Source organism: Ruminiclostridium hungatei (genome assembly GCF_002051585.1).
Taxonomy (GTDB): Bacteria; Bacillota; Clostridia; order Acetivibrionales; family DSM-1351; genus Ruminiclostridium; species Ruminiclostridium hungatei.
Map to the genome: position 1 here is coordinate 1 of NZ_MZGX01000017.1, position 22,174 is coordinate 22,174.

21 protein-coding genes are annotated in these 22,174 nt (G+C 41.5%); all 21 read right to left on the reverse strand.

What is annotated here, in order from left to right; translation table 11 throughout:
- Window positions 1–325: 325 nt before the first annotated feature.
- Window positions 326–2,008 (reverse strand): S1C family serine protease, encoded by a 1,683-nt coding sequence (locus tag CLHUN_RS12825; RefSeq protein WP_080065029.1) that lies wholly within the window; start codon window positions 2,006–2,008, stop codon window positions 326–328.
- 72 nt (window positions 2,009–2,080) lie between these two features.
- Complete coding sequence (locus CLHUN_RS12830; protein ID WP_080065031.1) at window positions 2,081–3,604, reverse strand: sensor histidine kinase; 1,524 nt, start codon at window positions 3,602–3,604, stop codon at window positions 2,081–2,083.
- Between the two features lie 4 nt (window positions 3,605–3,608).
- Complete coding sequence (locus tag CLHUN_RS12835; RefSeq protein ID WP_080065032.1) at window positions 3,609–4,295, reverse strand: response regulator transcription factor; 687 nt, start codon at window positions 4,293–4,295, stop codon at window positions 3,609–3,611.
- A gap of 233 nt (window positions 4,296–4,528) precedes the next feature.
- Window positions 4,529–5,365, reverse strand: coding sequence for a sporulation transcription factor Spo0A (gene spo0A / locus CLHUN_RS12840; protein ID WP_080065033.1), 837 nt, complete (start codon window positions 5,363–5,365; stop codon window positions 4,529–4,531).
- Between the two features lie 312 nt (window positions 5,366–5,677).
- Complete coding sequence (gene spoIVB / locus CLHUN_RS12845; RefSeq protein ID WP_080065034.1) at window positions 5,678–7,003, reverse strand: SpoIVB peptidase; 1,326 nt, start codon at window positions 7,001–7,003, stop codon at window positions 5,678–5,680.
- Window positions 7,004–7,413: 410 nt separating this feature from the next.
- The gene (recN, locus tag CLHUN_RS12850; RefSeq protein ID WP_080065035.1) at window positions 7,414–9,117 is read right to left on the reverse strand and encodes a DNA repair protein RecN; all 1,704 of its coding nucleotides are present in this window, start codon (window positions 9,115–9,117) and stop codon (window positions 7,414–7,416) included.
- A gap of 90 nt (window positions 9,118–9,207) precedes the next feature.
- On the reverse strand, window positions 9,208–9,660 hold the full coding sequence (locus CLHUN_RS12855; protein ID WP_080065036.1) for an arginine repressor: 453 nt from the start codon (window positions 9,658–9,660) through the stop codon (window positions 9,208–9,210).
- A 119-nt stretch (window positions 9,661–9,779) separates the two neighbouring features.
- On the reverse strand, window positions 9,780–10,640 hold the full coding sequence (locus tag CLHUN_RS12860; protein ID WP_080065037.1) for an NAD(+)/NADH kinase: 861 nt from the start codon (window positions 10,638–10,640) through the stop codon (window positions 9,780–9,782).
- A 90-nt stretch (window positions 10,641–10,730) separates the two neighbouring features.
- Entirely contained in the window at window positions 10,731–11,546 is an 816-nt protein-coding gene (locus CLHUN_RS12865) for a TlyA family RNA methyltransferase (protein ID WP_080065038.1), read from the reverse strand.
- Window positions 11,547–11,580: 34 nt separating this feature from the next.
- A complete protein-coding gene (gene dxs, locus CLHUN_RS12870) occupies window positions 11,581–13,440 on the reverse strand; it encodes a 1-deoxy-D-xylulose-5-phosphate synthase (protein WP_080065039.1) in 1,860 nt (619 codons plus the stop codon).
- Window positions 13,441–13,457: 17 nt separating this feature from the next.
- Window positions 13,458–14,120: an Mg2+ and Co2+ transporter CorB gene (locus CLHUN_RS12875; protein WP_080065040.1), complete on the reverse strand. Its 663-nt coding sequence runs from the start codon at window positions 14,118–14,120 to the stop codon at window positions 13,458–13,460.
- Between the two features lie 1,249 nt (window positions 14,121–15,369).
- A complete protein-coding gene (locus tag CLHUN_RS12880) occupies window positions 15,370–16,254 on the reverse strand; it encodes a polyprenyl synthetase family protein (protein ID WP_080065041.1) in 885 nt (294 codons plus the stop codon).
- Entirely contained in the window at window positions 16,251–16,493 is a 243-nt protein-coding gene (gene xseB / locus CLHUN_RS12885) for an exodeoxyribonuclease VII small subunit (RefSeq protein WP_242656512.1), read from the reverse strand. The genes CLHUN_RS12880 and xseB overlap by 4 nt, the downstream gene beginning before the upstream one ends.
- A gap of 38 nt (window positions 16,494–16,531) precedes the next feature.
- Window positions 16,532–17,740 (reverse strand): exodeoxyribonuclease VII large subunit, encoded by a 1,209-nt coding sequence (gene xseA, locus CLHUN_RS12890; protein ID WP_080065042.1) that lies wholly within the window; start codon window positions 17,738–17,740, stop codon window positions 16,532–16,534.
- 155 nt (window positions 17,741–17,895) lie between these two features.
- Window positions 17,896–18,363, reverse strand: coding sequence for a transcription antitermination factor NusB (nusB, locus tag CLHUN_RS12895; protein WP_080065043.1), 468 nt, complete (start codon window positions 18,361–18,363; stop codon window positions 17,896–17,898).
- 57 nt (window positions 18,364–18,420) lie between these two features.
- On the reverse strand, window positions 18,421–18,651 hold the full coding sequence (locus CLHUN_RS12900) for a DUF2273 domain-containing protein (RefSeq protein ID WP_080065044.1): 231 nt from the start codon (window positions 18,649–18,651) through the stop codon (window positions 18,421–18,423).
- Between the two features lie 16 nt (window positions 18,652–18,667).
- Window positions 18,668–19,219 (reverse strand): alkaline shock response membrane anchor protein AmaP, encoded by a 552-nt coding sequence (gene amaP / locus CLHUN_RS12905; protein ID WP_080065045.1) that lies wholly within the window; start codon window positions 19,217–19,219, stop codon window positions 18,668–18,670.
- Window positions 19,220–19,382: 163 nt separating this feature from the next.
- Entirely contained in the window at window positions 19,383–19,778 is a 396-nt protein-coding gene (locus CLHUN_RS12910) for an Asp23/Gls24 family envelope stress response protein (protein WP_080065046.1), read from the reverse strand.
- Window positions 19,779–20,101: 323 nt separating this feature from the next.
- Window positions 20,102–20,674, reverse strand: coding sequence for a SpoIIIAH-like family protein (locus CLHUN_RS12915; RefSeq protein WP_080065047.1), 573 nt, complete (start codon window positions 20,672–20,674; stop codon window positions 20,102–20,104).
- Window positions 20,675–20,822: 148 nt separating this feature from the next.
- Window positions 20,823–21,470 (reverse strand): stage III sporulation protein AG, encoded by a 648-nt coding sequence (locus CLHUN_RS12920; protein WP_080065048.1) that lies wholly within the window; start codon window positions 21,468–21,470, stop codon window positions 20,823–20,825.
- Window positions 21,471–21,513: 43 nt separating this feature from the next.
- The gene (locus tag CLHUN_RS12925) at window positions 21,514–22,170 is read right to left on the reverse strand and encodes a stage III sporulation protein AF (protein ID WP_080065049.1); all 657 of its coding nucleotides are present in this window, start codon (window positions 22,168–22,170) and stop codon (window positions 21,514–21,516) included.
- Window positions 22,171–22,174 lie beyond the last annotated feature (4 nt).

Consider the following 22,174-nt stretch of genomic DNA (forward strand, 5'->3'; position numbering starts at 1 on the left):
AGAGGTATATGAACATGAAACACCTTGAAAACTACAGTACAGAGGAAACAGAATCTGAAAATCTAGCAGGGTAACTGCCAGAAACCATGCGGCAAAATTAAATTTGCGCAAAGTACTTGACAGTACCCATATTAATTTTAAAGTGTTTTGACAAGATTAGCAATATAAAATTAATATTTAGTTAGTACCAATGCACAAAGACCCGGTTTATAGAAGCTTCACCGCAATTGGAAAAGGCTCATTCCCGGTGATTCTTTCAAAAATCACCGGGAATGAGCCTTAAAATCCCAATAAACACCTTTACTCAGTCTTCTTTGTTAAAGCCTTATTTAGTTTCTCCAAGCTTTACCTGAACAGTTTTGGTATTCCCTTCCCTGTATATTTCTATGGAAACAGTATCTCCAGGTTTATGCTTGTTTTTCTCGTCTTCAAGTTCTGCGAAGGATTTTACAGTCTTACCCGCAAACTTGGTTATTACGTCTCCTGCCTGAATACCTGCTTTTTCAGCGGCTCCAAGCAATTCTATGTCTGCCACGTAAACACCCATGGGCATTTTATTGTCTTTGGCAAAATCTTCGGTATATCTCTGATCTACTGTTATACCAAGATAAGGCTTTGGTATATAGGTGTTTTTTATCAATTCATCCGATATCCTTTTTGCATCATTTACTGGAATAGCGAAGCCAAGTCCTTCAAAACCTGTGGCAACCATCTTTACCGTATTTACTCCGATCAACTGGCCTTTAATATTTACCAGAGCTCCTCCGCTGTTTCCCGGGTTTATGGCTGCATCGGTCTGGACAAGCTTGATTTTTCTTCCTCCGTCCAACTGGACAGTTCTGTTCAAACCGCTTATTACACCCTGTGTAACAGATCCCATGTATTCCAGTCCACCTGGATTTCCTATGGCAATAGCGGGTTCTCCGATTTTCAGGTCATCGGAATTTCCAAACTCAATTGCATTTAAGTTGGTTTCATTTATCTTTAATACAGCCAGATCGGTTTTTGAATCATAGCCCTTGACTTCGGCTGTATACCCTTTGTCAATCTTGTTTGGCAGAAATACTTCTATCTTTGATCCAAGCTGAACTTTTCTGGTCTTATCGTTCAGGGCATTTTCTATAACATGATGGTTGGTCAGAATGTAGCCGTCGGAACTGATTATTATTCCTGAACCTTCCCCTCCCTCGGATTGCACACCAAACAAATCGTTTGTATTCTGATAAGTGGTTCTGATGCCTACAACAGAGGGTCCTACTTTTTCAGCCACACTGGTTACTGCCGACTCGGCGGTTTGAACTATTTCTACTCTTTTCAGTTCTCCCGATTGTGTTTGTGAACCCTTTGCACTCTCACTCAGGCTGCTTCCGAAAAAGCTCTTGAGTTCGGGCTGAACCATGGGCCCCACACCCAGCAGCATTACAGTAAGTATTGCTCCTCCAATAATCGAACTGACAACAGATACCAAAATGTATTTCCACGCCTCTGATTTTTTCTGGGTGTTCTTGTAGTTTTCACGGTAATAGTTGTTATAGTTTTGTCCGCCCATATTCTGGGGGGTGATATTGCCCTGGGGGCTGTTATACACCGGCCACACCCTCTGGGTATCATTCATACTGGTTGGTCCGTTGACCGGCCTGCCGCCTGGAAAATTGCTTTGATTTACCCGGTCGGGCTGAGGCACAAAACCCTGATTGCCGTCAGATGCCGTAAATGGCCGGGTGGCTTCCAAGCCGTCAGCCTCTGCTTTTTCTCCCGCAGTTGTTGTCTTTTCTCCTGCTTTATCCTCCATATCTGCATTTAAGCTCTCCGGAGTTTCGGCATTTGAAGCATGAGCTGTGTCGCCGTCGGCTGTTTCAACCTCTCCTGCAGAATTTGTTTCGGCGGACTTATATATATCAGAGCTGTTTTCCTCACGCTGAACTTTGACCTCATTTTCTTCCAGATCATTCAGTCTGTTATTCAGTTCTGTTGTTGCATCATTTTTTTCATTTTTGTCGTCAAACATTGAAAAGTCCCCTTTCTCATCAATATATTTATTATTTTAAAGGTGTAATTTTAAAAAACTATGAACAAAGTGTTAATCTTCTATATTATATTTATAATTGTCCATACTGAAAGTAAACTTTGTTCCTGCTCCCATTTCACTTTCTACCCAAATTTCCTGCTTGTGTTCATTTATAATGTTTTTAACGATTGCCAGACCCAGACCGGTGCCGGTTTTGTCCTTTCCTCTGGATTTATCGGACTTGTAAAATCTATCCCAGATTCTTTTCTGCTCATTTTCATCGATACCGATGCCATCGTCCTTTACTGAAATCAAAACCTTATCTTTATTCTTTACAGTTTCTAAAATAATTTTCCCGTTTTCATTTGAAAATTTAACCGCATTATGCAGCAGATTTATAACAACTCTTTCAATTGAGTCCTTGTCACCTGTAACAAACAGATTTTCAGAGTCAAAATTTGCTTCAATCTCCAGATTTTTAGAGGTTATCAGGGTTTCATTTTTTATGACGCAAAGTCTGATAAGTTCATTTATATCAAAGGGCTTAATATTCAGCTTCAGTTCTCCCGCTTCCATTTTTGCCAAATCCAGCAGATCATTTACAAGCCTGTTCAGGCGGTTTATTTCATCCCTGACGATTAACAGATAATCCTCGTGTTTCTCATCCGGTATCGTACCGTCAAGTATTCCCTCAATAAAACCCCGGATGGAGGTCATAGGTGTTCTCAGCTCGTGGGATACGTTGGCAATGAAGCCCCTGCGCATTTCCTCCAGCTTTTGCAGGTCGTCCGCCATTTGGTTAAAGCTGCTGGCAAGCTGCCCAATCTCATCCTTGTTTTTTACCGAAAGCCTGTTTCTGAATTCTCCCGCCGCTATGATTTTAGCGGCATTGTTTATCTGTTTCAAGGGTTTTGTAAATCTGAGGGAGAAAACATAAACCATCACAATAGCAAAGAAAATTGCAACTCCTCCAGACCAGACAAACAACTGGAATACTTTTGTCCTGAGTCTTTGTATTTCAGGCATGGGTGTATGCAGATAAATAGCTGCAATGGTCTGTTGCTTGCCGTTACTGGGTATCACCTGAAAGGGGACTTGAATTGAAAGCCAGGAATTGCCCAGCTCTTTAAATGCCTTGTCGTTGAAGATACCGTAAAAATCGCCAATATTCTGAATGGTGGTGCCGCCGTTCTTCATTACGTCTTCATACATCTTGGGGTCGGGCAGTTGAATAAGATTGCCCTCATCCTTATATTTGGCCAGAGCATCCTCCGCCCAGTTAGGATAGCAAAAGACAACCTGTCCCTTTCCGTTGACAATCCAGATTATTGAATTGCTGTACCCGCTTGTCTGGCTCAGAAAGCTTTTAAATAACTGCTGAACCAGGACATCCTCCCTGTTGTTCAAAAAGAGAATAAAATTGCTCTTGATGTTGACTGCTGCCTGTTCCAACGTTTCAACCTTTTCTTTTGTAGAATAGTCATTTAAAAAGTAGTACAGGAAACCTCCCGTAACAATATAGCTTAAAATGAGCAGGCCAATGAAAATGGTCACAAGCTTTTTAAAAATTGTTTTTTTAAATCTTAATTTTGGCATCCCGTCATTTCACCTCAAACTTGTAACCCACGCCCCATACTGTTTTCAACTGCCAGGGCTGACCTTCAAGATCAATCTTTTCCCTTACCCTCTTCACATGGACATCCACAGTCCTGGAGTCACCATAGAAGTCAAACCCCCACACATGCTCCAGAAGCTGCTCCCGGGTAAATACCTTGTTGGGGTTGGAAGCCAGAAAAAACAAGAGTTCCAGTTCCTTTGGAGGCAATTCTATCAGATTGCCCTTTAGTCTTATGGTATAATTGCTCTTGTTTACTATGAGATTTGGGAAAACTACCTCCTGTGTATCAACGTCCTTGTGTTCGTATCTTCTGAGGACGGCCTTTATCCTGGCTACAAGCTCCTTAGGTTCAAAGGGCTTGACCATATAGTCGTCTGCACCCAGTTCAAGGCCCAGCACCTTGTCAAAGGTTTCTCCCTTTGCTGTGAGCATAATGATGGGTATTGAGCTGACCTTCCTGATTTCTCTGCATACCTGCCAGCCGTCAATGCCAGGCAGCATAATATCCAGCACAACGAGGCTGGGAGTCTGCATTTTAAAGGTCTCAACAGCATTCAGGCCGTTATAGGCATATAGAACTTCAAATCCCTCCTTTTGAAGGTATAGTCCGATTAGCTCGCAAATATTCCTGTCATCATCAACTATTAATACTTTACTTTTGTTATTCATAGAAACTCCTTAAAACCGTAATTGGTTTTGTTAATAACTTTATTATAACAATAGTACCCCAAAATAAAATATAAAAAATAAATTGTTCTCAAAAATTTAATAAATATATATTTCTTACCATAAAATCTGCATTCATAATAAAAACTCCTGATTTATAAATTAAACATTTTATGTTTATCTATAAATCCAGGAGTCCATTCAGAAAAAAGTATTTAAAACCCGTTATTTATCTCTTACCCGACTTTCAATTCCAATCTCAATTTGTCTGCTATCATAGCTATAAATTCGGAATTTGTGGGCTTGCCCTTTCCGATATTTACAGTATATCCGAACAAAGCGTCAATGGCCTCAACCTGACCTCTGCTCCACGCGACTTCTATAGCATGACGTATGGCTCTCTCTACTCTGCTTGGAGTTGTGTTATATTCTTTTGCAATGCTGGGATACAAAAGCTTGGTTATAGAATTTATTACATCTAAATCCTTTACAACCATCATAATGGCATCTCTCAAATACTGATAGCCTTTAATATGAGCGGGTACACCAATCTCGTGCATGATATTTGTAACTTCCACTTCCAGGCTTCTTGAAGTATTTGCAATATGTACCGGTTTTTTTTCTGTAAACATATCATTTTTGTGTATAGAAATAGATGATGATATGGATGTTGAAACAGATGGAACATAAGAACTGTCTTTTAGCTGGCGTATTCTGTTAACCAATACATCCATGTCGAAAGGCTTAACAATATAGTATTCAGCACCTAACGCAAGAGCACGCTGTGTGATCTTATCCTGTCCAACGGCTGATAAGACTATAAACAATGGTTTCTTATCCATGTTGGATGTTGCAATCTTCACCAGTACTCCCAAACCATCAAGATGCGGCATAATAATGTCAAGAATTGCGATATCGGGAGTATTCTGAAGAATTAAATCAACTGCTTCAAAACCGTCCCTTGCCAGACCGACAACTTCAATGTCGTTTTGGTTTGACAGATATTCACATAAGATATCGCCGAACTCCCTATTATCGTCTGCAATAAGAACATTAATTTTTTTACTACTCACACCATAACCCCCCAAGTTTTTATTTTTCCAAAATATGTCATGCATCTATTATATTTTGAACTCGACATAATTTCAAGTTTTTTACACTAATTGCCGAAGTCAAATATTAGTTGCTAAAAACAAATTTCACTGTCTACGCCTTAATATTACCATATTTCTCTATATTATAAAATAATAATATAAATTTAAAAAACTTGAATTATTACCCGAAATAATAAAAATTTTTAAAAAACACACTGTAAATATATACCCAGAATCTTAATAATTAAACTGAATCTACCAGAAATTGTTGGCAGATTCAGTTTTAATTGATCACCCGGCTCTGAGCTCTCCTGAAAAGGCAGTAGTCTTTTCATTGATATTTTTAAGCATCCATTCGATAAATATCCCGTAGCCTCTGGTTGGATCATTAACAAGTACATGGGTTACCGCACCTATTAATTTTCCATTTTGTATTATGGGGCTTCCGGACATCCCCTGAACTATTCCTCCGGTAGAATTCAGCAGTCTTTTATCGGTCACCCGTATTACCATCCCCTTTGGCCCGCTAAAGGATTGCCTTGCAACCTTCTCTATATAAATACTGAATTCCTGAATTTCACTGCCTTCAATATTTGATAGTATTGTTGCAGGCCCGACTTTCACCTGCCCTCTTATCCCAATGGGATATAATCTTTGTTTTATAAGCCTGTGATTTTCGAATACCTTTCCATATATTCCAAAATCATCGTTTTTAAAGATATTGCCCATGGGGGGCTTGTTTTCCATAAATATTCCCTTCAATTCCCCCGGAGTTCCCTGCTCACCCTTCTTTACGGCTATGATATTTGACTCCAGCACCTCTCCGCTGCTCACAGGCATCAGCATACCAGTATCCACATCTGTTATTCCGTGTCCAAGAGCTCCGAAATTTCCCGTTTCAGGGTCATAAAAGGTCAAAGTGCCTATACCCGCAGTACTGTCCCTCACCCAAAGCCCAATATGGTACTTTCTGTCGTTGATTCCTTCAATGGGACATATTGTTGTGGTATAAACCGAATTAGCCCTTTTATACTTTATATCCAGTTTACCTCCCTTGCTGTTGTCAATCTGTTTGATCATATCCCGGATGTCGGACAATTTTTTGCTGTTTATTTCATAAATAATGTCACCTGCCTTTATTCCGCCATCCTTTGCCGGAGCAGCCCTCATTCCGTTTTGAGCATCCACTTCGCTGACTCCGATTACCAGTATACCGTCCATTTTTATTTTTACCCCCACTGTATTGCCGCATGCTGCTAACTTTTTGCTTGGAATAATATCAACCTGCATGGTCTTTAGTGGAATCACCCCGAAGGCTTTAAAATTCAGCTTAACGGTGCCTTTCTTCTGGGTTTTGAAGGCCAGAGGAGAAATCAGCTCCAGGTAATTGCCACTTGCTTTGATACTGTTGTTATTCAGTTTTAAAACCTCACTGTTGTCAGCTTTTATATTTACAAAGTAGAGACTTTTAAAATTGTAAATATATTCTTCACCTTCCAGCAGTGTCAATCTTTCAGGTATAACGGAAAATGCCTGCAAATAGCTTAAAGTAATCACGCAAAAGCAGACAAATAGTAATACAAACAGCTTTTTTTTATTGGATTTTAAATAGTGCATTTAATCACGCTCCTGATAAATAAAATACCGTTTTCTGGCTGCTTGCTTCTTTTTTTCACGTATTATTCCAATGAGAACAAAGCCACGCAATTTTAGAACGTGCGTGACCTTGCAATCATAATCATAAGTTAACCTTTATGGATTTTTATTATTCAAGTAAAATAAAACATGGCAGGTAATTAAAACTCAAAAGAAGGTGAATTGAGGTTTTAAGAATTTCATATTGCAAATGCTGAAAAAATAAACAAATATTATAATATATAATATCTCATAAAACTCATTTTTAATCAGTAAAATTGAAAAAAGAAAGAAACATAATAGAATAATTATGTTATTGAAAGGAAAGTGTTGTGCTAACTGATAAATTTTATACTTTGGAATCAGCACAACACTTTAAATAAAAAGTCTTATTAAATTTTTCTTTTAAATAATTCCGCTGCCTCTATAAGCTCCTCAGAATGCTTCAGTGCCAAAGCAGTTGTGTCAGAGCCGCCGATTATCCTGGCAATCTCCTGTACCCGGCCTTCATGGTCAAGCCTTCTGACTGTGGTACGGGTACTTTCCCCATCTGAAATTTTTTCAATATACAGATGGTTATCAGCCATACAGGCCAATTGCGACAAGTGAGTCACACAGAGTACCTGATGGGTTTTGGATATGTAGGACAGTTTTTCTCCTACTTTTTGGGCAGCCTTTCCGCTGATGCCAGTGTCAATTTCGTCAAATATCAAGGTAGGAATAGCATCCACATTTGCCAAAATGGTCTTTATCGCCAGCATTATTCTTGACATTTCACCACCTGAAGCTATTTTGCTCAGAGGCTTAAGGGGCTCTCCCACATTGCTGGAAATAAGAAATTCAGCAGTATTTAAACCGTTTTTGGTAAAACTCCTGTCAGTTTCGTTATAATTGAGCTGAACCTTAAAGCTGGAATTCTTCATTTCAAGATTTTCCAGTTCATCTGTCACATTCTTTTCCAGTACCCTTACAGCCTTTTCCCGTTGGGCATTCAGCTTTACTGCACCATCGAACAGCTTCTGCTCCAGAACTGCAAGCTGCTTATTCAATTCTTCAATCAGGCTTTCACTCCGGAGCAGTTCATCATATTCCTTCCGGGATTTCTCCAGAAATTCCAGTACCTCTTCCACTGACCCGCCGTATTTCCTCTTCATCCGGGAAATGATATCAAGCCGTTCGTCAATGCGGGACAATTCCTCCGGGCTGAATTCATCTGACTCACGTCTGATTCTCAGGTCCTCGCAGATATCCTCCAGCTGGTAAATAACAGATTCCAGTTTATCGGATACGGCATTCAATTCAGAATCATATTTAAGGATAGCTGACAGCTCCTGCAGGGCCTTATTTGAATTGTACAATGCCGGCTTTCCGGAATCATTGCCTTCATTCAGCAATTCGTATGCCTTTACAATGGAATTCATTATCCTTTCAGAGTTGGCCAAAACCTGACGTTTTGATAGAAGTTTTTCATCTTCTCCTGCCTTCAGTTTTGCATTTCTTATTTCATCAATCTGAAAATTCAGCATATCCATGCGTCTTGCCATCTCGCCCTTATCGCCTGCCAGAACTCCAAGCCTTGACCTGACGGCTTTATACTGTGAATAAAGTGCTATGTATTCATTCTTGACAGTCTCAATGGCAGCACCGCCAAAAGCATCCAAAAGCTCAATATGTGTATCGGTTTTTAAAAGAGACTGGTTGTCGTGCTGTCCGTGAATGTCCAGAAGCAATTCTCCGATTTGCTTCAGCATGGAAACATTAACCAGTCTGCCGTTGACCCTGCAGGTATTTTTTCCGGACAGGCTTATTTCTCTTGACAAAATAATGCATCCGTCCTCGGAATCTATCCCCGCTTCCCCCAGAATACCGTCTATCCGGGGATTTCTGTACTGGAATACAGCCTCAATTATTGCCTTATCCCTGCCTGTCCGGATCAACTCCTTTGACACTCTTTCACCAAGAACAGCATTTATGGAATCTATCAAAATTGATTTACCGGCACCTGTCTCTCCTGTCAACACATTCAGTCCCTGTGCAATTTCAAGGCTTAACCGGTCAATCAGTGCTATGTTTTGAATATCAAGCTGAGTCAGCATAATAACCTCCTATTGCATGCCATGGCTTTAATCCAAAGTGAAAAAAATACCCCGGATTACCCCACCTGCAGTTGCAATACGCAAACCACACTATTTTCCTATCATTTTACAAAACTTATTTACTATTTCTTCTGCAATTTTTTCAGCTCTGCAGACCATTATAAGGGTATCATCACCTGCAATTGTCCCAAGAATCTCCTGCCACTTAAGGGAATCGATTGCCGAAGCCGCCGCCTGGGCCATTCCTGACAAGGTCTTGACAACTACGATATTATTTGCATAGTCACTTGAAACATATGCTTCCGTAAGAATAGTAATAAGCCGGTTTGATACCTGGCTCTCGGTTTGAGAAAAAGTTGCATACTTGTACCTGCCGTCGGGAGACATGACCTTTATCAGCCTTAAATCCTTGATATCTCTGGATACGGTTGCCTGAGTAACATCCATACCCTGCTCCTTGAGCCTGTCTGCCAGTTCTTCCTGTGTTTCAATTACATTGTTATCAATAATCTCCAAAATCTTGGCATGTCTGTTGTATTTCATATTAACATTCCTTTCGCTGTGCTAAAGGCACAAAAAGTGATGAAAACCTGCCTGCAGGTTTTTGTAAAGCGAAGCCCATCAATGTGTTCACTAAATGCTTGCTTCGCTTTTTTCACGCTTTAATCCTCTTTTCTGTCATAGATTTTGTTTCTTAAAACTGTAAAGAAATTTTTTGATTGTATTTTTAATATTTTCACTGTAGAATCTGACTTTTCAATCTCTATATAGTCTCCGCCGGTTATTTCGTAGTTTTTCTGTCCGTCCACCGTAACCAGCGCTTTATGTTCAAAGCCGTCCGAGACACATATTTTTATTTTTCGTTCTTCAGAGGCTACGAAAGATCTTGAATAAAGCAAGTGAGGGCAAATCGGCGTTACTATAATAAGCTTTGCCGTTGGTTCTGCAATAGGTCCCCCCGCAGACATGGAGTAAGCTGTGGAACCTGTGGGAGTGGCAACGACTATACCGTCCCCGGGAAACATATCAAAAAAGTTATCGTCAATATAGGTGCTCAAATGCAGTATTCTCAATATTCCTGCCCGGGATATGGAAACATCATTTATAGAGACATCCCTGGCAAACAGCTTCCCATCCTTATATATCTTTGAAGAAAGCATCATCCTTTCTTCAATAACAAAATTGTTTTGGAATATGCACTCCACCGCCTTGTCGATTTCTCCTTTTTCAATGTCTGTCAGGAATCCAAGTGAGCCCAGGTTTATTCCCAGAATAGGTATATCAAACAAATATGCGGTTCTGGCAGTTTTTATAAAGGTTCCGTCACCACCCAGACAAATAATAAGATCACATTTACCGCATATCTCAGCCACTTCATCATCCAGTCCGTCCATGCCCCTGGTTACCGTTCTGGTGGGTAAAACAGCCTGTCCCCCGAATTTCCTTATACTTTCGATAAGCATATTTGTATAGGCAAATCCTATGTCTTTTTCATTATTTGTTATAATACCGATGTTTTTCATATTGCCTCCAAATGCCATCTTTATATCTACACCCTTACAGTTTAGCAAAAGCCCTGGCTTTTTGCAAAGAAATCCATATAAAAAGACAAATCAAGTTGACCCAAGTTCACCATGCGCACTGCTTACAACAGCTTCCACCATCTGCTCCAGGTCTTCTCGGACGGCAGACCCGTCATTTTTTGAGATATGAAGCAGATATTCTATATTGCCTTCCGGACCCTTAATGGGAGAAAATGAAAGGCATTTTACATAAAGCTTCCTCTCCAGTACAAAATCCATAATCCTTGTGATAACTTCCTTATGTACTCCTCTATCCCTGACAACACCATGCTTTCCAACCTTTTCTCTGCCGGCTTCAAACTGGGGCTTGATAAGGCAGACAAGTTCAGCCTCCTCCTTAAGCAGCTCCAAAACTGCAGGCAGGACCTTTGTCAGAGATATGAAAGAAACATCTATGGAGGCAAAGTCTGAAAGAAACCCAACATTTTCAGGCTTCACATACCTTACATTAGTTCTTTCCATGCAGATTACACGACTGTCCTTCCTGAGTTCCCAGGCAAGCTGGCCGTACCCCACGTCAATTGCCACGACTTTTTCTGCTCCGTTTTTAAGCATGCAATCTGTAAAGCCCCCGGTTGAAGCACCAATGTCCAGGCAGGTTTTACCTTCCAGTCCTATATGAAATTCAGCTATCGCCTTGGCCAGCTTTAAGCCGCCTCTGCTTACAAAGGGGTTTGCATTTTCCTTGATCTCTATAATACCTTCGGCATTGACCCTGGTTCCGGGCTTGTCCTCCCGTTGACCGTCAACCCATACAACTCCCGCCATAATCGCACTCTTACTTTTCTCACGGCTTTCAAACAAGCCCTTATTAACAAGAAGTATATCAAGCCTTTCCTTTTCCAAATTTACCTCCATATCAGTTAACGATGATAACTGATTATTTTATATTACCTGCAATATGAGCCGCAATGGCTTCTGCATCCAGCCCAAGCTTCCTGAGCAATTCTGCTCTGGAACCATGGGGAATGAATTCGTCCGGCATCCCCATAATACTAATATTACTTTTCAAGCCCTTTCTGTTAACAAATTCAAGTACCCTGCTTCCAAAACCGCCAAACCTGCAATTGTCCTCCAAAGTAATAATATAATCAAATTTTTCCGTAATATTTAATATTAATTCTTCATCCACAGGTTTTACAAACCTTGCACTTACAACCTGCGGGTCTATATTTGACCTGCCAAGTATTTCAGCCGCCTGAAGAGCTGTTTCCACCATGCTCCCCACAGCAAGAATACAGACTTTTTCGCCATTTTTCACAACAGCGCCTTTGCCTGCTTCAATAGGAAGCCTTTGTCCCAGGCACTCCTTCCCCCGCCCTCTCGGATACCTTATGGCTGCGGGCCCCTTCTGCCCGTTCACTGCATAATCCAGCATCTGTCTGAGCTCGTAATAATCGGCAGGTGCCATCACCTTCAGATTTGGAATATGGCTCAGATAGGTCAGGTCAAAAACACCCTGGTGCGTCTCTCCGTCTTCACCCACAATACCGGCTCTGTCTATGGCAAAAACCACATGCAGATTTTGTGTGGCCACATCATGTATAATCTGGTCATATGCCCTTTGCAGGAATGAGGAGTATATGGCCACAACCGGAATCAAACCCTTTGCCGCCATTCCTGCCGCCGAAGTCACGGCATGCTGTTCCGCAATCCCCACATCAAAAAAACGGTTTGGAAACTCATTGCTGAACCTGAACAAGCCGGTCCCCTTGGCCATGGCTGCCGAAATTGCAACGAGCCTTTCATCAGATGCCGCCAGGGCGCACATGGTATTTCCGAATATTTCAGAATAATCGGGAGCACTTTGCCCATAGGTCTCACCGGTCTCCACCTCGAAGGGAGCAATACCATGAAACCTGTCAGGACTCTCCTCTGCAAAGGAATATCCTTTGCCCTTTTGAGTATTCACATGCACTAATACAGGCCCTTTTATCTTCTTTGCGGCAACCAGCGCCTTACCGATTTCCTCAATGTTATGTCCTTCAATCGGGCCATAATACTTGTATCCCAACTGCTCAAAAAAAACACCGGGAGTAAATATATATTTTACTGTTCCCTTCAGTTTTGAAATGGCACGCCGGGCCTTTTTGCTGAAATTCGGCATCCTGTTCAGAAAATTGTCAATGTCCTCTTTCGTCTTGGTGTAAAAAGGATCAGTGCGCAATTTGCTTAAATATTTGGACATAGCTCCTACATTTTGGGCTATGGACATTTCGTTATCATTAAGTATGACTATAAAATTGGTGGTGGATCTTCCGGCATCATTCAATGCTTCGTACGCCATGCCTCCGGTCATGGCACCATCTCCGATTACCGCAACAACACTGTAATTTTCCTTCTTTAAATCTCTTGCCCGGGCTATACCCAGTGCAGCGGATATGGAGGTACTGCTGTGACCGGTATTGAAGCAATCGTGATTGCTCTCACAGGTTTTAGGAAAGCCGGCAAGTCCTTCCAGCTTTCTCAAGGTTTCAAATTGCTCCTTCCGCCCGGTTATGATTTTGTGTACATAGGATTGGTGACCCACATCCCAAACTATCTGGTCAAAATCTGTCTGGAATGTTTTGTGCAAGGCCAGGGTCAGCTCTACAACTCCAAGGTTGGAGGCCAAATGCCCTCCGGTTTTAGATATCTTGTTTATCAAAAAATCCCTTACTTCATCTGCAAGCAGCGCTAATTCTTCATAGCTTAATTTTTTTATATCATCTGGAGAGTTTATACCTTCCAAATACCCCACGGCTATTCTCCTTTATTTTAACTGTTCTTTTTTTTATTGATTTTATTCTTTTTATTATGCCATCTTTTCTTGGTTTTAACAAATTTGAACCTGCCAAACAAGAAATGTGTAACAACTGCAACCTTATATATTATGTAGTTGCTGTTCTGCAGAGCCACCGATTTTCCCAGTGCCTTTCCGCCTACTGTAAGCGACGCTACCATAGCGGTGATGGACAAACCGAATATGCTGTTTTCCACCTGGCTGCCTTCCCCGGAAAACTTGTAAACAATATAAGCCCCTGCCGTACCGCTTATGACTCCACAGATATCTCCCACAACATCATTACAAAAATTCGATACCTTATCCGCATTTCTGATAAGTCTTATAGCCTGCTTTGCACCATACAGCTTTCTGGAGGCCATGGAATGAAAAGGTGCCTCGTCGGCAGCAGTTGCTGCAGTTCCTATAAGATCGAACAATATGCTTATTATAATTATTCCGAAAACTATGAGAAAGGAAACCACTGTAGAGGCATATCTGATTGTTTCATTTGAGAAAAAAGACATAAGGATGGAAATAAAGAAAGTGACAACAGTTATTAAGAGTGTCCATACTCTTGTTTCTTTTTTAGAACTTACCGTATTAGATTTAAATTTGACCTTGCGTTCATCGGCTGGATGCTTGTAATTATCTTCCACACCAATCCTCCAAATATTAAAACGATGTTCTGGCGAACACTGTAAGCCTTTCACAGTCACTTATGACATATAAAAAACGGGTGGCAATTCATTGAGTAAATTTTGCGGCTTAGGTCAGGCAGGATTTCCCTAACGCGTACTGGAATGTCGCCAAACCAGCGGTTTCCCTTTAACCGCATCACCACTGCGTTACCGCAGGTGGGGCCTGATTACCACTTAGTCCACACTTTAATCCCCAACAAATTACATAAAGAACAGTCTAGGAGTTTTCCTCAACAGTCAAGATGATTCCTAGCCTCTTTTGCAAAAAAGGTTTCAAACAGCAATAATGCCAATATATCGGCCAATACATCAGGCATCCGATCCATTATCCACCAAATTTCACTCAAGGCAGGCTACTCTGTTCACAGCATAAAAAAATACCGCATAACAGGTTTAATCCCCAATCGTAGTCGAGGTGGCAAGTTCAGCCTGCAATATTTCGCTGCTGAAGCTTAACTTTTCAACCACAAGTAAGGGTCTCCACGGAAAAGGGGTCAACGCCCGCATGCCATTGCAGATCGCCCCTAAGCCTTAACTCCCAGCACCAGCCCACCACTGGGCGTAGCAAGCCGACACAAGGAACTTCATCGATGTGCCCTTTAACGGATTTTTAGGCCCGTCTTCAGAATCATGAGTACTGACTAGAATACTGCGCCACCAGTTTTTTTGTCAATAATTAAATATAGTATAAAATTATTATCTATCAAAGCAACTGCAATATTGTAAAATACCAAAAGGCATATATACTGCCGTCGAGAACACATTATAACACAGAATACAGTAAATTACAAAGGGAATATTGCTCCAGATTGAGATTTGAAAACAGTAATTTATATTTTATTGTGTTGCGCAGATTAAATTAATCTGTAGTGCGAGTAAATAAAGTCTTTAGGAGACAAGTTTGCAAGTCACGCGAGGACGACTTTAAAGAAATGGGCAGTATGATTAAAAGCTTTTCGCTAAAATTGTAGGCGCCTGCTGCTTTGGCAGTTAAATTGACAGGATGTCAATTTAACTGCCCTGGAGACCTGGATGGTCGAGTTGCTGCGACGGCTAAAAAAGCATGCTGTAAGGTATACAATTTCGCCAAAAGCGTTATATACAAGCATTTATTTGAAGCTCGTCCGGGAGTGAGTAGCATTTTCTGACTGTTACCACATTTTTAATTAGCACTATAGGTTAATTTAATGACTCACTGTTACAAATCTTAATTTGATCTTCTCACCAGCGCCCGTGCCAGTTCTCTCAGGAAATCCGCCTTGCTGCCGAATCCCTCCAGAAAAGCGATTCCTTCGTCGGTTACTTCCTGAAGCATCCGCTTTGACTGTTCCAGGCCATAAAGGGTTATATAGGTGGACTTGTTGCAGACTGCATCATTTCCCGGCCTTTTGCCCATTTCCTCCATGCTTCCCTCAACATCCAGTATATCATCCTTGATTTGAAAGGCCAGGCCGAGATTTGCGGCATAGTTTGACAGTACAGAAAGCTGTTCTTCACCGGCACCGGAAATTATTGCAGCGGCCTCCACCGGCGCCTTGATCAGAGCCCCGGTCTTCAGCCTGTGCATTGCTGCCAGTTCCTGGCTGTCCACCTTTCTTCCTTCCCCCTGCAAGTCTATTACCTGACCGCCGATCATACCCCGGGCGCCGGCATACCTGGCTACTGCCTCCATGGCCCTGAGCTTTGCCATACTGCTTCCAGCCAGGGCATCCCTAAGCATGGTTTCATAGGCAAGGTTCAACAGTGCGTCTCCTGCCAGAATTGCCATGGCCTCACCAAACATCTTGTGATTTGTCAGCTTGCCCCTGCGGTAATCGTCATTGTCCATGGCAGGCAAATCGTCATGAATCAGAGAATAGGTGTGGATCATTTCGATGGCGCAGGCAAAGGCAATCACTTCCCCGGGTTCAGTTCCGAATATTTCTCCGGTGGCAAGTGCAAGGGTTGGTCTGAGCCTTTTCCCTCCGGCCGTCAGGCTGTACAGCATGGCCTCCTTGAGGCTGGTATAGTACGGATTGTCAACCGCAACACTGTTTGCCAGTTTTTCTTCAATAAGCTTTATATAAAACGACTGTTTCTCCTTAAAATTCATGCTTCAAAATCCTTTTCTACAAAATTGCCCTCTTCATCCTGGAGCAGTACGGATATCTTTTTTTCGGCCTCATCAAGTCTTGCGGCGCAATATCTGGATAATTCGATTCCCTGTTGAAAATCAGAGATGGATTCCTCCAGAGAAACCTCACCCTTTTCAAGCCTTGCAACTATCTGCTCAAGTTGGCTTATAGCCTCTTCAAAACTCATTTGCATTTGCATGTCCCGCTCTAGCTTCATATATTCTCCTCCGTTTTTTATTTGTTCCGCCTCCGCATTTATATCTCCTTTTCATGAGTTGAGACAACACTGCAGTTTGCTTTTCCATCCTTAAGGCTTATTTCAAGCATATCTCCCGGACTGACCCGGGTTATGCTGCTGACCACAGTGCTGTGTGCATCCCTTACAACGCTGTAGCCGCGTTCAATTATCTTAAGGGGACTCAAGGCATCCAGTTTCCCTGCCAGAAGCGCAAACTGAGCCTTTTTGTCCTTCATCAGCATTTCATTATTCCTGAAAAGGTGCTTTATCTCATTATCAAGCTTTAGCCGGTATTGATTCAGCCTATCGTAAGGCTTTTGGAAAACCGGCCGGGTCTTTATTTTCTGAAGCTGGGTTTCGCACAGGTTCAATTTCTTGACCAAGGCACCCTTCATTCTCACATTGCAGTTTTGAAGCTTGTATCTCAGTACTTCCAGGTCAGGTACTGCCAGTTCGGCAGCAGCAGACGGCGTGGGCGCCCTCATATCAGCTACAAAATCACATATGGTAAAGTCCGTCTCATGACCAACTGCCGAAATCACAGGAATTTTTGAGGCATATATGCTCCTGGCCACCACCTCTTCATTGAACGCCCAGAGTTCCTCCAGAGAGCCTCCGCCTCTGGCGACTATTATTACATCCACCTGTCCGTACCTGTTGAGATTTTCAATGGCGGACGCTACCTGTCCGGCGGCCTGAACTCCCTGCACAGCAACCGGATATAATACCAGCTTCATTTTGCTGTGCCTTCTGTATGTAACATTTATTATATCCCTTATGACAGCACCTGTTGACGAAGTGACCACCGCAATGCTGACCGGCAGCAGCGGCAGCTTTTTCTTTTTTGCCGTATCAAAAAGACCTTCTTCCTGAAGTCTGTTTTTAAGCTGTTCAAATGCCAGATGGAGCGAACCCAGTCCGTCCGGCTGCATGTCACCGGCATAAAGCTGATACTGCCCGTCTCTCTCAAAAACCGAGACATAACCTGAAACAATAACCTTATTGCCGTTCTGAGGTACAAACTTCAACTGGCTTGCCTGTGACTTGAACATGACACACTTTAGAACGCTGTTCTCATCCTTTATGGTAAAATACATGTGACCTGTATAATGGTGCTTGAAATTTGATATTTCTCCCCTCACCGACAGGCCTGACAGTATTCCGTCATTGGAAACAAGCTGTTTTATATAATTATTTATGTCTGATACTGAAAATATCCTGTTCACCTAAAACTCCATTCCGGCTTCGACCCTTGCTCAGCAATCATCAAAGCCCAAGCTCAAAGTCTATTAATTTCAGAAATGACAGCATTGATTTAAATATCTGAAATATAAAAAAAGATAATGCAGGTTCACCGGCATTACCAGTTTTATCATACAAACTATTTATCCAAGTCATCTGCAGCTTCAGAAATACCTGATTCATTGCCGGCCTCTTGGGCTTGAACAGTGGAATCGGCCTTGGACACCTTTGCCAGAAGGCCATTAACAAAAGCGCCGGCATCTTCATTGCTGTATTTTTTTGCCAATTCTACCGCCTCATTTACCGAAACACTGAAAGGTATGTCCTCCCGATATAAAATTTCATATATTCCTATGCGGAGAACGGACAAATCTATTTTGGAAAGCCTGCTTATTTTCCAACCCATTGCATACTTTTCAATTATGCTGTCCAGCAGTGCTGTTTTTTCCTCAACTCCGTCAACAATACCTCTTATATATTTCTTGTCGTTGTCAGTCAAGCTGCAATCTTCAAGAGCAGTTTCAATTTGTTCGCTTCTATCACCCTTCTGAATTTCCAACTGATAAAGCAGTTTCATCGCAGCTTCCCTGGATGCACGGCGTCCCATTAACAATTCCTCCTATGTATTTCTATTGTCATTATTATTTTTTTAGCAGTTTCAGATTTATCTGTAGGTTCCGGGAGGCAGTATCCTGTCAAGAAGATTCTTTATATAGTCCTTGTCCTGGGACAGCCTCTTTCCTATATAATAGCCAAAAACCACGCATATTACAACGAACAGCGCTTTCAATACTCCAAGCAGCAACACAATTACAGCTATTGAAAGTCCGATAGCCGCACCGATGATTTCTCCCTTGTGCAGCCTGTAAACTTCATACAGTTTCTGCTTATCCATAAAACACCTCCATATGCTACTCGACTCGAGAAGACTTATACCCGGTGAAAATACTTTCTATAAGTACTTTGACACTTTCAACCTGTACCCCTGTGCAATCTTCAACCGAAGATTTGACCTTAATCTGCATATCCTCGGAAAGAAGCGGAATATTAATCTCAGGTAAAACTATAGCCTTTACAGTAATAATTACATTTTCCCCTACCTTGGTAACATATGCCTTGGAATCACGAATCCCCGAAAGCTTCCTGGAGGTGGCCAGTGCGATATTCTCAATTGAGTTCAGGGTAATCCTGATGTCGCCGTTTTTATTATACTTTATAATAGCCTTTTTATCTCCCTCGGGCTTAAAACCGGAAAGCAGGAAAGTCAGACTCAGACAGAAAAAAATCGAAGCTATGATGAACATGACAATAGATGGATTTCTGTTGGCCAATACCTCATTATATAAATATGTATATGTGTCGGTCAATATGTCCGACCTTATTGTAACAAGCATTGCAAACATTGATGCTATTGTAAGAAAAAATGCATAAACAGCCAGCAAAACACGTAAAATTATGTTCATAAAATCCTCCACCTCTTTTCATTTATTCAAAAGCAAACCCTACAAAAACTGCAGCCGGCATATAAAACGTCAATTCAATTATATTTCAAACAGACACAAAAATCAATTTTCTGCATTAATATGAATTTTCTGGTTCTATAATAATTATTTCCAGCAATATGGCTTATATACCTTTATTTAATTCGGTGTCCTTTTTAACTTCCTTATCAAAGTTGACTCCCTGCACGTGGATATTTACTTCTATGACATTGAGCCCGGTCATGGATTGAACGGCACCTTTCACCTTGTCCTGTATATCCCAGGCTACTTCGGGAATTCTGGCGCCAAACTCCACAATTATATAAAGGTCGATAGCTGCCTCTTTTTCTCCGACTTCAACCTTGACACCCTTTGACAGATTTTTTCTGCCAAGTATCTCGGCTATACCTCCCGCTATCCCACCGCTCATTCCTGCAACTCCAGGGACATCGGTAGCAGCTATACCTGCAATAATGGCAACTACCTCTTCAGATATTTTTACTGAACCGTAATCATCCACAATATTGTGTTCCTCTTCCATTATGCACCTCTCCATTATACGGGTTAACATACTTACAGCCATAGTATCCGGTACAAAACTCCGCAAATAACTGCAAACAGCGGCCTTGTGCCATATTATGGCTCAGTTTGGTAAAATTATATCACTTATATACATATTAATCAATCTGATAAAACACTAGAAAATCACATTATCACCCGGTTTATTATGAACCCGGACTCAGAATCCCGGTTTTTGTAATAACACATTTGTTATTATACCCACCGGCAGCCTGTTAAAATCAAAAGAAAAAGGTTATCCCTTGGAAGATAACCTCAATGATATTGTTGATTTATACAATTATTTTAAAACATCTTCTTTATAACTATTTTATCAAGTGAAATATTCGCCTGTCTTGTAACTATGTCAACAATTTTAGCAGTATCGGCCTTTGATATTGCAGGTGCCTTTACAACTATATCTACGCTTCCGTCATCTCCGAACAGTGCAACAACATCACTGAAGCCCTTACCTTTTATCAGGTTCTCAATATTCAATTCTTTTTGTGAAGTCTCAACTATCTTCATCATTCTGGCCTGAGCTTCAGTTTTTTGCTCCTTGGAAGCGCTCTGATCGTCGGTAATGCTTTTCATTATTTCTATGTCTTTGCCTCTGACAACATCCCTGTCCATTTTGGTCTGCGCGAAGTAGTTGTTTGCTTCCTTGGAAGCAGTAACAGTCTTCTCTGAGTCGTCAACCGCTGCGGTGTCCCCGTCAATAATATCCTGATTATCAACATACACGGCATCGCCAATTTGTGCAGAGTCTTCCTCACTGAACTGTGAGCTCTTGTTGTAGCTGTACTGTAGATAGCCTGCAACAACTAGCATCAATACAAGGGAAAGTACAATAATCTGTTTTCTTTTTAAAAATTTCATCACATAGACCCTCCTAACAATCTCAATGGTTTTTTACTCCTTCCGGTCATATGCCGAAGGATTTTTTTAGAAACGGCCGGTGTTTAACCATTTCTTTTCAAGATTATGTATATTCATACTAGGCAAAATTTATTTCTATTTTTAAAAATTATTTGTTGCTTCTCTGGAATACCTGAATCCTGTGGGCAGCCACCTCCAGCAGTGCCTGGGCAGCCTTTGTCAGATTGCTTTTCACTTCCGGGTCTCCTCCTCCGTCCGCCACAATGACTACCCCCTTGACTTCCGGAAGTATTTCCTTTACTACAAAGGGTCTCTTTACTCCCTGACTCTCCTCGTACACAATGCTGTTTTCACGGCTATTTTCCTTGATGTCTCTGGAGCCCCCCTCCTTGTCCTTCTCCTGAGTGCTGCTATCGCTGGAATTCACATCAGTAGCGGGAATGGACTCCTTGCCGGAAACAAAAGTTATCATTACATCAACCTTTCCGGCTCCCTTGATTTGTGCAAGTATGTCTCTGAGTTTTTCCTCCATTTCACTTTTACCCTCTCCTTTTGTCTGCATACCGGCCTCTGCGGCCGCAAGTCCGGAAGAGGTATCAGACTTGTTTTCTCCGGTGGTTCCGGCAGCAGGCGTATTTTCGTTTTGCTTAAAGCTGTCTTCAAAAATCACACTTCCTGCTATCAGGCATATTACCCCGACAATTGCAATAATCACAGCTTTTTCAATGATTTTCTTACTGCCGTATTGACTGACTTTTCTTTTAAAACCCTTTAAGAATTCAGTGAGTTTATTCATTGTACTACCTCCCATATTTCCGGTGAAAACTTATGTTCCGATCTCAGGTAATTGTGACCTCTATATTGTCCTTGCTGATTTCAAGGGATTTATTGAGGTTTTGTTTTACAAGTTCAGTAAGCCGCTTGTCCTCCGGGTCAACAAATTTCAAGTTGTCTTTGTCCTTGTCTTTGCCTTTTTCTTCTTTATCGCCCGACTGTGCTTTAATATCAATTCTTTCAACTGTGGCCACCGGTTCAATCTTGGAAGCTCCGGCCCTGCTTTTTGCCTTTTTTATTTCTACCGATATTTTTGTAATCTCACCAAACTTTTCCGACTTGAAATCTTCATTTATAACCACCAGCGCCTTGGAGCCATTAACTCCTTCCAGCCTGTTGGTTTCCTCCTCAATGCGCGTCGTCAGCTTTCTTTTATATACCGTTGAAATCTGTCTGGCTTGTGTTTCCTCCAGGAGCCTGCTGCCGGTTTCAACTTCCTTCCTGTCTATGTAATAGCTGTCTGAAAGCATGGCTTCATTGAGGTCAAAGCTTTTATCCTTAAGCTTGATCAGGGGGTTTACCACGGCAATCAAAAGTATGAAGCCCGAAACCAGGGTTATGATTTTTTTTATTTTCCCTGAAGGGACAACTATTTCAAACAGTATAAGAATTATGGAGATTGTGACGATATTTATAATCCAGTGTCTCATAAATTCAAGCATAACC